This is a genomic window from Frateuria edaphi (assembly GCF_021117405.1).
Lineage (GTDB): Bacteria > Pseudomonadota > Gammaproteobacteria > Xanthomonadales > Rhodanobacteraceae > Frateuria_A > Frateuria_A edaphi.
This window is the reverse complement of record NZ_CP088251.1, coordinates 3,635,281-3,649,438: the sequence shown is the minus strand read 5'-3', so window position 1 is coordinate 3,649,438 and position 14,158 is coordinate 3,635,281. Positions and strand designations below refer to the sequence as shown.

At 65.3% G+C, this 14,158-nt stretch carries 12 protein-coding genes; 9 read left to right on the top strand and 3 right to left on the bottom strand.

Annotation, left to right across the window (positions count from 1 at the left end; all coding sequences use genetic code 11):
• Positions 1-14 precede the first annotated feature (14 nt).
• The 9 genes from dnaA (at position 15) to LQ772_RS16800 (ending at position 10,445) form a co-directional block, all read left to right on the top strand.
• A complete protein-coding gene (gene dnaA, locus LQ772_RS16840) occupies positions 15-1,346 on the top strand; it encodes a chromosomal replication initiator protein DnaA (RefSeq protein WP_231322593.1) in 1,332 nt (443 codons plus the stop codon).
• Positions 1,347-1,574: 228 nt separating this feature from the next.
• Positions 1,575-2,675, top strand: a complete 1,101-nt coding sequence (dnaN, locus tag LQ772_RS16835; protein ID WP_231322591.1) for a DNA polymerase III subunit beta — start codon at positions 1,575-1,577, stop codon at positions 2,673-2,675.
• An 87-nt stretch (positions 2,676-2,762) separates the two neighbouring features.
• Positions 2,763-3,842 carry a DNA replication/repair protein RecF gene (gene recF, locus LQ772_RS16830; RefSeq protein ID WP_231322589.1) on the top strand — a complete coding sequence of 360 codons (1,080 nt, stop codon included), beginning with the start codon at positions 2,763-2,765 and terminating at the stop codon, positions 3,840-3,842.
• Between the two features lie 66 nt (positions 3,843-3,908).
• Positions 3,909-6,323, top strand: a complete 2,415-nt coding sequence (gene gyrB, locus LQ772_RS16825; RefSeq protein ID WP_231322588.1) for a DNA topoisomerase (ATP-hydrolyzing) subunit B — start codon at positions 3,909-3,911, stop codon at positions 6,321-6,323.
• Between the two features lie 296 nt (positions 6,324-6,619).
• Entirely contained in the window at positions 6,620-7,921 is a 1,302-nt protein-coding gene (locus tag LQ772_RS16820; protein ID WP_231322585.1) for a tetratricopeptide repeat protein, read from the top strand.
• A 206-nt stretch (positions 7,922-8,127) separates the two neighbouring features.
• Complete coding sequence (locus tag LQ772_RS16815; RefSeq protein ID WP_231322583.1) at positions 8,128-8,787, top strand: energy transducer TonB; 660 nt, start codon at positions 8,128-8,130, stop codon at positions 8,785-8,787.
• A 54-nt stretch (positions 8,788-8,841) separates the two neighbouring features.
• The gene (locus tag LQ772_RS16810) at positions 8,842-9,609 is read left to right on the top strand and encodes a MotA/TolQ/ExbB proton channel family protein (RefSeq protein WP_231326085.1); all 768 of its coding nucleotides are present in this window, start codon (positions 8,842-8,844) and stop codon (positions 9,607-9,609) included.
• Between the two features lie 10 nt (positions 9,610-9,619).
• The gene (locus LQ772_RS16805; RefSeq protein ID WP_231322580.1) at positions 9,620-10,033 is read left to right on the top strand and encodes an ExbD/TolR family protein; all 414 of its coding nucleotides are present in this window, start codon (positions 9,620-9,622) and stop codon (positions 10,031-10,033) included.
• 4 nt (positions 10,034-10,037) lie between these two features.
• Positions 10,038-10,445 (top strand): ExbD/TolR family protein, encoded by a 408-nt coding sequence (locus LQ772_RS16800; protein WP_231322578.1) that lies wholly within the window; start codon positions 10,038-10,040, stop codon positions 10,443-10,445.
• 174 nt (positions 10,446-10,619) lie between these two features.
• On the opposite strand, the gene LQ772_RS16795 is transcribed toward LQ772_RS16800, so the two are convergent.
• From LQ772_RS16795 to acs, 3 genes are all read right to left on the bottom strand, one after another.
• On the bottom strand, positions 10,620-11,363 hold the full coding sequence (locus LQ772_RS16795) for a pyridoxine 5'-phosphate synthase (protein ID WP_231322576.1): 744 nt from the start codon (positions 11,361-11,363) through the stop codon (positions 10,620-10,622).
• A gap of 42 nt (positions 11,364-11,405) precedes the next feature.
• Positions 11,406-12,047, bottom strand: coding sequence for a 4'-phosphopantetheinyl transferase family protein (locus LQ772_RS16790; RefSeq protein ID WP_231322574.1), 642 nt, complete (start codon positions 12,045-12,047; stop codon positions 11,406-11,408).
• A gap of 107 nt (positions 12,048-12,154) precedes the next feature.
• Positions 12,155-14,095: an acetate--CoA ligase gene (acs, locus tag LQ772_RS16785; protein WP_231322572.1), complete on the bottom strand. Its 1,941-nt coding sequence runs from the start codon at positions 14,093-14,095 to the stop codon at positions 12,155-12,157.
• Positions 14,096-14,158: the final 63 nt, after the last annotated feature.

Here is a 14,158-nt window from a genome sequence, read left to right as displayed (position 1 = left end):
CAAGAATTATCCCAATGAGTGATTTGTGGCGGCGCTGCCTTGAGCGTCTGGAAAGCGAGCTGAGCGCCGAGGAGCTGCATACCTGGCTCATGCCGCTGCAGGCTCGCGAGGATGACGCCGGCGTGCAGCTGTTCGCGCCCAACCCGTACACGCTGGAAACGGTGCGCGAGCGCTTCCTTGCGCGGATCGAGACGGTGCTGGGGCAGTTGGCCGGGCGCGATTGCCCGGTGCGCATCGAGGTTGGCTCCAGCTCGCCGCGCCCCGCGCGGCCCGCCGCCGCACCCAAGGCCGCCGCCGTGGAAGCGGCTGCGCCCGCGCCGGTTTTTCCGCACAACCTGGATCCTCACTACACCTTCGAGACCTTCGTCGAGGGCAAGTCGAACCAGCTGGGCAAGGCCGCCGCCATGCAGGTGGCGATGAACCCAGGCCGCGCCTACAACCCGCTGCTGCTCTACGGCGGCACCGGTCTGGGCAAGACCCACCTGATGCATGCGGCAGGCAACCTGATGCGCGAGCGCAACGCCAGCTGCAAGGTGCTGTACCTGCGCTCGGAGCAGTTCGTCGGCGCCATGATCGAGGCGCTGCGCACCAAGAACATGGACCAGTTCAAACAGCGCTTCCGTTCGGTCGACGCCTTGCTGATCGATGACATCCAGTTCTTCGCCGGCAAGGACACCACGCAGGAGGAGTTTTTCCATACCTTCAACGCGTTGTTCGAATCCAAGCAGCAGATCATCCTGACCTGCGACCGTTACCCGAAGGAAGTGGACAAGCTCGAGCCTCGACTGAAGTCGCGCTTGGGCTGGGGTCTGTCGGTGGCGATCGAGCCGCCGGACTTCGAGACGCGCGCGGCGATCCTGCTGTCCAAGGCACAGGACAAGGGCGTGGCGGTGAGCGAGAACGTGGCGATGCTGCTGGCCAAGCGCATCCGCTCCAACGTGCGCGACCTGGAAGGCGCACTCAATACGCTCGCCGCGCGCGCAAACTTCTACGGCAAGCCCATCACCACCGATTTTGCCGAGGAAACCCTGCGCGACCTGCTCGCCACCCACGCCCAGGCGGTGACGGTACCCAACATCCAGAAGATCACCGCCGAGTATTTCAACGTGCGCCTGCAGGACCTGTTGTCCAAGCGACGCGTGCGTTCGCTGGCGCGGCCGCGGCAGATCGCGATGGCGCTGTCCAAGGAGCTCACCGAGCACAGCCTGCCGGAGATCGGCGAGGCGTTCGGCGGGCGCGACCACACCACCGTCCTGCACGCCTGCCGCACCATAAGGAAGCTGTGCGAGACCGACGCACGCATGCGGCAGGACTGGGAGCAGCTCATCCGCGTGCTGACCGGCTAAGCGCTTGATAACCCATGGGTCAAGCTGTGGATAATAGGTGGATGACTCGGCGCCTGAATTTATCCACAATCGACCCACAACCGGCCAGCACGGTTGGGCACAGGCAAAAAAACGTGCAATCCCTTGAATCATAAGGGAAAGACGGTAAATAAAAGATATCCACCGCGCCAACAACTACTACCGTACTTCTTTTAAAAAAACAGAACAGCAGTTAGGGGAAGCCCACTCATGCAATTCAGCATCCAACGAGAAGCGTTGCTCAAGCCGCTGCAGCAGGTGGTGGGCGTGGTCGAACGGCGGCAGACCTTGCCGGTTCTGGCCAACCTGCTCGTGAAAGTCGGCGATGGTCGCGTATCGCTGACGGGCACGGACCTCGAAGTAGAGATGGTCGCTACCACGGCGGCGGAACAGCTGGGCGATGGCGAGGTCACCATCCCCGCCCGCAAGCTGTTCGACATCGTGCGCGCATTGCCCGATGGCGTGCGGATCGACCTCAAGCTCAACGGCGACCGCGTCGCCATGACCGCCGGGCGCAGCCGTTTCACCCTGGCCACGCTGCCGGCCAGCGAGTTTCCGACCATCGACGAGATCGAGCTGGTCGAACGCGTCAGCCTGCCCGAAGAGGTGCTGCGCGACCTGATGGAGCGCACGGCCTTCGCAATGGCCAACCAGGACGTTCGCTATTACTTGAACGGCATGCTGTTGGACCTGCAGGAGCACACGCTTCGATGCGTGGCCACCGATGGCCATCGCCTGGCGCTCAAGGAGACCAAGCTCGAGAGCAAGGTCGCAGCGCGGCGTCAGATCATCATCCCGCGCAAGGGCGTGAACGAGCTGGTCGGTTTGTTCGAAACCGGCGACGGGCAGGTGGAGCTGGAGTTTGGTCGCAATCATCTGCGCGTGCGCCGCGGCGATGTGGTGTTCACGTCCAAGCTGATCGATGGGCGGTTCCCGGATTACGAGGCGGTGATCCCGCTGGGAGCCGACAAGCGCGCGACGCTGGATCGGGAGGTGCTGCGCGGTGCGCTGCAGCGTGCGGCCATCTTGTCGAACGAGAAATACCGCGGCGTGAAGCTCGAGCTTTCCCCTGGCAAGCTGCGGATCGTGGCGCATAACCCGGAGCAGGAGGAAGCGGTCGAGGAAGTCGAAGCCGATACGGTGGTTTCGGATCTCGCCGTGGGCTTCAACGTGGGCTACCTGCTCGATGCGCTGGCTGCGCTGAAGGGCGAGCGTGCTCGCCTGAATTTGCGTGACGCCCAGTCCAGCTGTCTGGTGCAGGAGGACGACAACGACCTTTCGCGCCACGTGATCATGCCTTTGCGGCTCTGACCGCATGACGGTCGGACGACGCGAGGTCGCCCTGCAACGCCGGAGCCGTCGCGAGACGCTCCGGCGTTGTTCGTTGTGGGGTGCGATGTGAAGTTTGAGCGTCTGCGCATCCAGGGCCTGCGCTGCCTGACCGACGTCTCGCTGGAGTTGGGCGAGGGCATCCACCTCTTCGTCGGAGCCAACGGTGCCGGGAAAACCAGCGTGCTCGAGGCGGCCTATCTTTTGTCACATGGTCGCTCGTTCCGTAGCGGCGCCCGCGAGGCGCTGACGCAGCGCGGTTCCTCGTCGCTCGCCGTTTTCGCGGAAGCGCTAGGGTGCGGTGACATCCGGCGACGCCTGGGGCTGGGGCGGGAAGGCGCACGGTGGGAGGCCCGGCTGGATGGGGAAAGCGTGCCGCTGGGGTTGCTTGTGCAGGCGTGCGCGGTGGTGTGCTTCGAGCCCGGCTCCCACGCGTTGATTGCTGGCGCGGCCGAGGAGCGCAGGCGCTTCCTCGATTGGGGCGTGTTCCACGTGGAACATGGCTTCCTCGGCACATGGCGTCGATATCAGCGCGCCCTGAAACAACGCAACGCCCTGCTGCGCGCGGGAGCCTCCGGCCCGGACGAACTCTACGTACCGTGGGAGCGCGAATTGGGCGAAATGGCGTCCGCCATCGATGGCTATCGCCAAACGTACCTCGGGCGCTTGTTGCCGATACTTAGAACCAGTGCAGCCTCCCTGCTGCCCGAACTCGGACCCGTCGACCTGCGGTACCGCAGAGGCTGGGCCGAGGACGTGGGGCTCGCCGACGTGCTGGCCGAGCAGCGGGGAAGGGATCTTGCGCGAGGTCATACGACCGCAGGTGTCCATCGCGCTGACTGGTCGCTCGCGTTCGAACAGGCGCCACTGCGTGAGCACCTCTCACGAGGTCAGGAAAAGCTGACGGCACTCACCTGCCTGTTGGCCCAGGCCGAGCTTCATGCCGAATGCCGCGGCGAATGGCCGGTCGTCTGTCTGGACGACCTTGCCTCGGAACTCGATCTGGCACACCAGGCTGCGGTCGTCGAGCGCCTGGCTGCCGTTGGCGCCCAAGTCCTAGTCACGGGGACCGAATGCCCCGTCTCCCTCCAGTCCTGTTCGCACCGCATGTTCCACGTGGAACAGGGTCAAATCCGCCCTCTGCTATAATTGTTGGATGGCTTTTCCCGCGCCGACGCTCGTCGGATGGCCGGGCAGCGCAGCAACGGGCAGGGCATGAACGCATCCTACGATTCGAGCAACATCAAGGTTCTTAAAGGCCTGGAAGCGGTGCGCAAGCGCCCGGGCATGTACATCGGCGATACGGATGACGGTACCGGCCTGCACCATATGGTGTTCGAGGTGGTCGATAACGCGATCGACGAAGCCCTCGCCGGTTACTGCGACCACGTTATCGTCACCATCCTCGATGACGGCTCGGTCAGCGTCAGCGACAACGGCCGAGGCATCCCGGTGGACATCCACCCGGAGGAGGGTCGCTCCACCGCCGAAGTGGTGATGACCGTGCTGCATGCCGGCGGCAAGTTCGACGCCAACTCGTACAAGGTGTCCGGCGGCTTGCATGGCGTGGGCGTCTCGGTGGTCAACGCGTTGTCCTCGCACCTGTGGCTGACCATCCACCGCGATGGCAAGGAATATCAGCAGGAATACTCGCTGGGCGAACCGCTGTACCCGTTGAAGGAAGTGGGCGACTCCACCCGCCGCGGCACCATCGTGCGCTTCCTGCCCAGCACGGAGACGTTCTCCAACATCGAGTTCCATTACGACGTGCTGGCCAAGCGCCTGCGCGAGCTGGCGTTCCTGAACTCGGGCGTCACCATCGACTTGAAGGACGAGCGAGGCGAAGGTCGCCACGATACCTACGCCTACGAGGGCGGCATCCGCTCCTTCGTGCAGCATCTGGCGCAGTTGAAGACCGCGCTGCATCCGAACGTGATCAGCCTGTCCGCCGAGCAGGACGGGATTACGATCGAGCTGGCGATGCAGTGGACCGACTCCTACCAGGAGACGATGTTCTGCTTCACCAACAACATCCCGCAGCGCGATGGTGGCACCCACCTGACCGGCTTCCGCGCGGCGCTGACCCGCTCGCTGCAGAACTACATCGAGAAAGAAGGGCTGGCCAAGAACGCCAAGGTCACGCTGTCAGGCGACGACATGCGCGAGGGCCTGATCGCGGTGTTGTCGGTAAAGGTGCCCGACCCGAAGTTCTCCTCGCAGACCAAGGACAAGCTGGTTTCCTCCGAGGTCAAGACGGCGGTCGAGCAGGCGGTCAACGAGAAGCTGGGCGAATTCCTGCTGGAGCACCCGAACGAAGCCAAGTCGATCGCCTCGAAGGTGGTCGACGCGGCGCGCGCCCGCGAGGCCGCCCGCAAGGCGCGCGAGATGACGCGCCGCAAGGGTGCGCTGGACATCGCCGGCCTGCCCGGCAAGCTGGCCGATTGCCAGGAGAAGGACCCGGCGCTGTGCGAGCTGTTCCTGGTCGAGGGTGACTCGGCCGGCGGCTCGGCCAAGCAGGGCCGCAACCGCAAGACCCAGGCGGTGCTGCCGCTGAAGGGCAAGATCCTCAACGTCGAGAAGGCGCGTTTCGACAAGATGCTGTCCTCGGCCGAGGTCGGCACCCTGATCACCGCGCTGGGCACCGGCATCGGCAAGGAGGAGTACAACCCGGACAAGTTGCGCTACCACCACATCATCATCATGACCGATGCGGACGTGGACGGCTCGCACATCCGCACGCTGCTCCTGACCTTTTTCTACCGCCAGATGCCCGAGCTGATCGAGCGCGGCCACGTCTACATCGGCCTGCCGCCGCTGTACAAGCTCAAGCAGGGCAAGCAGGAGCTTTACCTGAAGGACGATGCGGCGCTCAACGCCTACCTGATTTCCAGCGCCGTGGACGGTGCCGAATTGGTGGCCGATCCGCATGCGCCGGCCATCAACGGCGAGCGGCTGGAAAAGCTGCTGCGCGACTATCAGGCGGCGCTCGACCAGATCCAGCGGCTGGGTCATCGCTTCGACGCGAACGTGCTGTCGGCCATGCTCGAGCATCCGCCGCTCGGCCCGGCATTGTGGACGGACGAGCTGGCGATGCAGGGCTGGCTGGAGGTACTGTCCGGGCGCCTGGCAGCCAGTGGCCTGGGCAAGCCGCGCTACCGGCTGGCCCTGCGCCCGGCGCACGAACAGCAGCCGGCCGCGATCGAGGTGGTGCGCGAGCAGCACGGCCTGTCGCACACGTGGCTGTTGCCGCAACCGTTCTTCGCCAGCGCGGAGTTCCGTCCCATCCTGACCGTCAGCCAGCAGCTGGCCGGCCTGATCCAGCCCGAGGCGGTGGCGCGGCGGGGCAATGCCTCGCGCGGCGTCCTTTCCTTCGCCGAAGCCCGCGCCTGGTTGCTGGACGAGGCCAAAAAGGGCCGCAGCATCCAGCGCTTCAAGGGTCTGGGCGAAATGAATCCGGAACAGCTGTGGGAGACCACCGTCAATCCGGAAACCCGGCGTATGCTGCAGGTAGGCGTCGAGGATGCGATCGCCGCCGACCAGATGTTCTCGATGCTGATGGGGGAGGCGGTCGAACCGCGCCGCGACTTCATCGAGGCGAACGCGCTCAAGGTCGCCAACCTGGACATCTGACCCCGACGCTGCCGCGTTCCGCGCGGCGGCGTTTTCTTCGGCCGCGTCAATTAGCGTGATAATGCGTTGGAACACGCGGGGGGACGCGGGCGCGCTTCGATCGGTAGCGCCGACCCTTTCCCCGTCATGACATGAATTTGCCGGAAATTTTTCATCCGGCATGGCAAGGTAGCCGCAAGCTATTGATTTGCCTAGGGCTTCCATGCGGCAGTGCGACTTGTTATCGCCTGCCTGCTCGCGGTACGCTCAACGATCCCCCGCACTGCTTGTGCGAAAACCCTTACATGAGGACTGCCATGAAGCATGTTCCCTTCCTCAAGCTGTTGAGCGGCACCGCGCTCGCGTTCGCGCTGATCAGCAGCCCGGCGATCGCTCGTGACCGTCATGGCGACCAGGCTTCAAAGGACACCAAGCAGGCGCTCTATCCGAATGCCACCCGCGAGGAGCCCAAGCTCGACCTCAAGAGCGAGAAAGAGCAGAAGACGCTCAACGACGGTCTCGAAGCGGTCAACGCCGGCGACAAGGCCAAGGCGATGCAGTTGCTGCAGCCGCTTGCCCAGGACGCCGACAGCAAGTACGCCAAGTCGCTCGCGCTGCAGGGCATCGCCAACCTCAAGTACAACGACGGCGACCTCAAGGGCGCCATCACCTCGCTCAAGCAGGCGCTGGACATCGGCGTGTTGCCGAACGAAACCTTCTTCCAGCTCGAGTACGAACTGGCCCAGTTCTACCTCGCCGACGAGCAGTACCAGCAGTCGATCGACACCGTCGAGAAGTGGCGCACCGAGGGCAAGCGTGAGACCGCCGAGTCCTACGCGCTCGAAGGCAACGCTTACTACCGCCTGGAGAAGTATCCCGAGGCGGTCACCGCGATGAAGAAGGCGATGTCGATGACCGACAAGCCGGAGAGTTCGTGGAACCAGATCCTGATGGCGGCCTACTCCGAGTCGGGCCAGGCCGACCAGGCCGCGCAGCTCGCCCAGCAGCAACTGGCGGCAAACCCGAACGACGCAACCGCGATGAACAATGCGGTGGCCGTGCTGATGCAGGCGCAGAAGTATCCGGAAGCCATCGACCTGATGGAGAAGGTGCGCGCCAGCGGCAACTTGAAGGACGAAAAGCAGTACGTGAACCTGGCCAAGCTCTATTTGATCACCGGCCAGAACAGCGACGACCCCAAGCCGAGCGCGAAAAAGGCCGAGGCGGCGCTCGAAGACGGCATGGCCAAGGGCGTGGTGTCCTCCAGCTACGACAACCAGAAGTTGCTTGGCGATGCCGCCTATATCGCCGGTGACGAGTCCAAGGCGATCGCCGCATACAAGAAGGCGATCCCGATGGCCAATGACGGCGAGGCTGCGCTGCGCGCCGGCCAGCTGTTGCTGGGCCAGCAGAAATACAGCGACGCCAGGACCCTGATCAAGCAGGCCATCGACAAGGGCGTGCAGCACAAGGGCACGGCCTACATGATGCTGGCCGAGGCCGAGCGCGGGCTCAAGAACAAGCCGGGCGCCATCACCGCCATGAAGCAGGCGGCGCAGGACCCGGAGACCGCCGCCAAGGCAAAGGCCTGGCTGAAGCAGGCAGGAGCCGGCAAGTAAGGGCTCGGGCGAGCGCACCCGCGAGGCCGGATGGACGTCCATTTGGCGGCCTCACGGGTGCTATACAAACGCCATGGCCTGTTGTACCGTTGAGAACCCTTTTCCCGCGCAATGTCCAGTGGCAGATGTCACCCTGTTGGGTCGAGATTTGCCGTTCGGTGCTGCGACCCCGCCTTTCCCGATTGACTAGCTCCAGAAAGTGACAGATGGCCTCGAGTAACGAAGAAACCGGCCGCGCGCCGTTCAGTTGGAGGCGCACCTGGGCGTTGGCTGTTGCCATCGCGCTGCATTCGTTTGCATTCCTGCTGCTGATCGCGCCGCCGGCGCCTCCGAAGCAGGATCAGGCGAAGAAAGAGCGCATCGTCCAGGTGAACTTCATCGAGCCGCCGCCGCCGCCGCCCCCGCCGCCGCCGCCGCCGCCGGAACCGCCGAAGCAGCCGCCGCCGAAAATCATCCAGCAGGTGACGCCGCCGCCGACCCCGCCGCCGCCGGCTCCGCCGCCGGCCGTGGAAGAAGCGACGACCAATCCGATCCCGGCCCCGCCGCCGGCGCCGCCGGCTCCCCCGGCGCCGCCTTCGGATATCACGGCCAGCCAGGACATCAGCTACAACAACCGCATTCAGCCCCGCTATCCGCCGCAGGCGATCCGCCAGCGTCACGAGGGCACGACTACGCTGTTGATCCTGGTGGGCACGGACGGTAGCCCCAAGGACATCAAGGTCGAGACCTCCAGTGGCTATCGCGAGCTGGATCGCGCGGCGATTGAAGCGGCCAGGAAATGGCGCTTCAATCCGGCCATCAAGAATGGTCAGAAGACCGAAGGCTACGTTCGCGTTCCCGTCGCCTGGAATCTCAACCAGCTGTAACCGAAGGTTACAGTCCACCAGTTCACGCCTGACATCTCTAAAGGTAGCGTCATGATGTTCCTACAAACTGCACCGACCCAAGGCGGCACCTCGAACGCCGAAGCCATGAAGCACATGGGCTTCGGGGACCTGATCCACAACTTCGATCCGCTCGGCTGGATCGTGTTCATCACGCTCGTGGTGATGTCCTTCGCATCGTGGTACTTCATCATCGCCAACGCGATCCGCAACGCGATGGTCCGCTCGCGCGCCGAGAAGGTGATCTCCAATTTCTGGAACACCGCCTCGACGCAGGAAGCGATCCGTGAGCTGGAAGCCCAGCCCAAGGGCGAACCCTTCTCGAAGATCGCGCTGGACGCCGCCTCGGCGGTCGCCCATCACCAGCAGGCCACCGCGGCTGCCGTCGGTGGTGGTCGCTTGGCCGAGTCGCTGAGCCGCTCGGAGTTCATCGACCGCGCCCTGCGCCAGGCCGTCGCCCGCGAGAGCCTGCGCCTGGAAGGTGGCATGACGCTGCTCGCAACCGTCGGTTCGTCCGCACCGTTCATCGGTCTGCTCGGTACCGTGTGGGGCATCTACCACGCGCTGATCAAGATCTCCGCGTCGGGCAACGCCTCGATGGAAGCGGTGGCCGGTCCGGTGGGTGAGGCGCTGATCATGACCGCGTTCGGTCTGTTCACCGCGATCCCGGCCGTGCTCGCGTACAACTTCTTCAACCGCTCGAACCGCATGACCTACGCGCAGTTCGACGAGTTTGCGCACGACCTGCACGACTTCTTCGCCACCGGTTCGCGTGTCGAAGGCGTGGCGCCGACCCAGAAGTGAGGCTTGACCCATGGCAATGAGTACCGGAGGCAATTCCGGCGGCCCGATGTCGGAAATCAACGTCACGCCGCTGGTCGACGTGATGCTGGTGCTGCTGATCATCTTCATGATCACCGCGCCGCTGATGTCGCACCGGATCATCGTGCCGTTGCCGAACGCCAATCCCAAGGCGCCCGATACCGGTTACGTTGAACCCATGGATGTGGCCCTGAAGCAGGATGGATCGATGTACCTCAACGACGCCGAAGTGACCGAGGCGGAGTTGAAGGCACAGTTCGCGGTGGCGGCGTCCAAGACGCCGCAGCCGGAAATCCAGCTTCGCGCGGACAAGGACACGGAGTACAAGTACGTCCGCAAGATCCTTACCGACGCGAAGGCAGCGGGCATGGTCCATGTCGGTTTCATGACGACCGGCAAGGAGTAGGACGATGGCTTTCAGTTCCGGAAACACCAGCGGCCCGATGGCCGACATCAACGTCACGCCGCTGGTCGACGTGATGCTGGTGCTCTTGATCATCTTCATGATCACGGCGCCGATGCTCACCCACAAGGTGAAGATCGATCTGCCGCAGCCGAACCCCAACATCGTCCAGCCGGAAAATCCGCTTGAGCCGATCCGGCTCAAGATCGATCGCGCCGGCGCGTTGTACTGGAACGACACGCCGGTCGACGAGCTGGGCCTGAAGGCACAGATGGCGGTCATCGCCCAGCAGACCAACCAGCCGGAAATCCAGATCAATGCGGATGACGGCGTGGCTTACGAGTCGGTCGCCCGGGTGCTGGCCGACGCCAAGAGCTACGGTTTGACCAAGATCGGCTTCACCGAAGGGCAATGATCTCAGGCGGATTAACGCTACCGGCAAACCCCCGCGCAAGCGGGGGTTTTGCTTTTGGAAAAGCGCATGCCCGGCGTGGGAGCCGCCGCGAGGACGTAGAGCGGCTGCAGCCATCGCACGCTAACGAATACCGACGGTAGGGTCGAAGCCCGCCCGACGGAAAGCCACGAGCGCTCAGCGCAGGATTTGAAGATACCGTCGGACCGTCGGCGCCAGCCCGTCGTACAACGCCTCGCCGATCAGGGCATGCCCGATCGATACTTCGGCCAGGCCCGGAATGGCTGCCTTGAAGCCGCCTAGATTGGCCTGGTTGAGATCGTGTCCGGCGTTGACCGCCAACCCCGCCTGCTGCGCCCGTCGCGCGGTGTCCGCGCATGCGGCCAGGGCATTCCTGGCGTCGCCTTCGGCGAACGCTTCGGCATAAGGGCCGGTGTAGATCTCGATGCGCTCGACACCGAGCGCCACCGCCCGTTCGAAGCCTCGAGTTCCCGCGTCCAAGAACAGGCTCACCCGGCAACCGATCTCGCGCAGCTCCGCCACCAGTGGCCGCAGCCGTTCGCAGTCGGCGGCGAGGTCGAAACCATGGTCGGAGGTGATCTGGCCGTCGCTGTCGGGCACCAGCGTGACCTGCGCGGGGCGTACCTCGCGGGCCAGCGCGACCAGTCCCGGATACGGGCCCCGGGCGGGCGCGAACGGATTGCCTTCGATGTTGTACTCGACCCTGCCGCGCAGCATCGTGGCAAGTGCGCGCACGTCGTCGGGGCGCACGTGGCGCAGGTCGGGCCGCGGGTGCACGGTGATGCCGCCGCAGCCTGCTTCGATGCAGGTATGCGCGGCGCGCAGGATGTCCGGTTCGGTGCCGCCGCGGGAGTTGCGCAACACGGCGATCTTGTTGAGGTTGACGCTGAGCAGGGTCATGGACGCCGTTAAGGGAACCAGGGACCGGAAACACTGCGCCGATCAACCGGCGTCGGCAAGTACCCATTGCCGGATGCCGCGGGGCGGACCTCGCCACGCGATGGCCGCCCGGTATCCGGGACCTGCGTCCAGCGAATGCAATTGCCAGGCGTCGGCGTCCTCGTCCGCCAGCTGCAGCAGTTCCGGACTGCCGGCGTCCAGGCCGATTTCCAGCCGGTGCAGGCCGAACGCCAGGCCACGTCCGAGCGCCTTCAGCACGGCTTCCTTGGCCGTCCACAGTGCGAGAAATGCTTCATCGCGCTGGTCGACCGGTAGCGCGGCCAGCCACGCAGCCTCGGCCGGTTGGAAATAGCGTCTCGCGAGTTCCAGTGCACGGGGTCGCGGGCGCAGGCGCTCCACGTCGACCCCGGGCGCGACGCGCCGCGCGAGGGCCACCAGGGCGCAGTCGCCGCTATGCGACCAGTTGAAATCCAGCGCGCTCGCCTGCGCGGGCGCGAGGTGCGGTCTTCCGTGGGGTCCTTCGACCAGCTGGACGGCATCGGGGGGCACGCCGAGATAGCTGCCGAGCAGCGCCACCAGGGGCGCGCGGCGGCGGCCGGCATCATAGGACAGCCGCCACACATGCAGCGAGTCGTCATCCAGCTGGGCCGCAACGGCGGGGACGTCGGTAGGCGGAATCGGCATTCACGGACGGTAGCATCAGCCGGCGGCGCGACGAAGCCACCGACCTATTCAAAAGCCTGGGCGCGACCATGCTCCCGGCGGTCGCGCCAAGGCGCCCCTGCGAATAGCTACCTGACCAACCGCTCGTCCACGAGCTTCTGCACCACGCTCGGGTCGGCCAGGGTGGAAATATCGCCCAGCTGCTCGGGCTGGTTCTCGCCGATCTTGCGCAGGATGCGCCGCATGATCTTGCCCGAGCGCGTCTTGGGCAGCGACGGCGCCCATTGCAGGTGATCGGGCGTTGCGATCGGACCGATCTCCTTGCGCACCCAGGCCACCAGCTCCTTGCGCAGCTCCTCACTGCCCTCCTCGCCGGCGACCAGGGTGACGTAGGCGTAGATGCCCTGGCCCTTGATCTCGTGCGGGCATCCGACGACCGCCGCCTCCGCCACCTTCGGATGTGCCACCAGCGCGCTCTCGACCTCGGCGGTGCCGATGCGGTGGCCCGAGACGTTGATCACGTCGTCCACGCGTCCGGTGATCCAGTAATAGCCGTCCGCGTCGCGACGCGCGCCATCGCCGGTGAAGTAGTTCCCCGGGTAGGCGCTGAAGTAGGTGTCGATGAAGCGCTGGTGGTCGCCGTAGACCGTGCGCATCTGGCCCGGCCAGGAATCGGTGATCAACAGGTTGCCCTCGGCCGCACCGTCCAGCACCTGTCCGCCGGCATCGACGATCGCTGGTTTGATGCCGAAGAACGGCCGCGTGGCCGAGCCGGGCTTGGCGTCGGTCGCACCCGGCAGCGGGGTGATCAGGATGCCGCCGGTCTCGGTCTGCCACCAGGTGTCCACCACCGGGCAGCGTTCGTCGCCGACCACGCGCCAGTACCACTCCCAGGCCTCTGGATTGATCGGTTCGCCGACCGTGCCGAGCAGGCGCAGGCTGGCGCGAGAGGTCGTCTTCACCGGCGCCTCGCCCTCGCGCATCAGCGCCCGGATCGCGGTGGGCGCGGTGTAGAACAACGTCACTTTGTGCTTGTCGATCACCTGCCAGAAGCGGCTGCAATCGGGATAGTTCGGCACGCCGTCGAACATCACGGTGGTCGCGCCATTGGCGAGCGGGCCATACACCACGTAGCTGTGGCCGGTGACCCAACCCACGTCGGCCGTGCACCAGTAGACGTCATCCTCGCGCAGGTCGAAGACGCATTCGTGGGTGTAGCTGACAAACACCAGGTATCCGCCGCAGGTATGCAGCACGCCCTTGGGCTTGCCGGTGGAACCGGAGGTGTAGAGGATGAACAGCGGGTGTTCGGCTTCCACCGGTTCGGCCGGACAGTCGGCGCTCTGGCCATCCATCAGCACATGCCAGTAGCGGTCGCGCGGCGACTGCATCGCCACCGCGGCGCCGGTGCGGCGCACCACCACCACCGTCTCCACGCTGCTGGTGCCGGGGCGCTCCAGCGCCTCGTCGACGTTCGCCTTCAGCGGGATCTTCTTGCCGCCGCGCACGCCTTCGTCGGCCGTCACCACCAGCCGGCACTGCGAGTCGGCGATGCGCCCGGCCAGCGAATCGGGCGAGAAGCCGCCGAACACCACCGAGTGGATCGCGCCGATGCGGGCGCAGGCCAGCATCGCGATGGCCGCCTCCGGGACCATCGGCAGGTAGATCGCAACGCGATCGCCCTTGGCCACGCCCAGGTGCTTCAACGTGTTGGCGAACTTGCACACTTCCGCGTGCAGCTCGCGGTAGCTGATCCGGCGCGATTCGTTCGGATCGTCGCCCTCGAAGATGATCGCGGTCTTGTCGCCGCGCTCGGCCAGGTGACGGTCCAGGCAGTTGGCTGCCACGTTGAGCGTGCCGTCGCCGTACCAGCGGATGTGCAGGTCGGCCGGATCGAAGGACACGTCCTTCACCTGCGTGGGCGCCTTCGCCCAGTCCAGCCGCTGGCCCACCTTCGCCCAGAAGCCCTCGGGGTCGCGCACCGACTCGGCGTACAACCGTTCGTAGTCGGCCTTGCCGATGCGCGCCTTGTCAACGAAGGCAGCCTGGACCGGATGGAGCGTGGACATGGGAAATCTCCCTGGTGGACGCAAGGTTTGGACGTCCGAGTGTAGCTTCGCCCGCGCACGGCT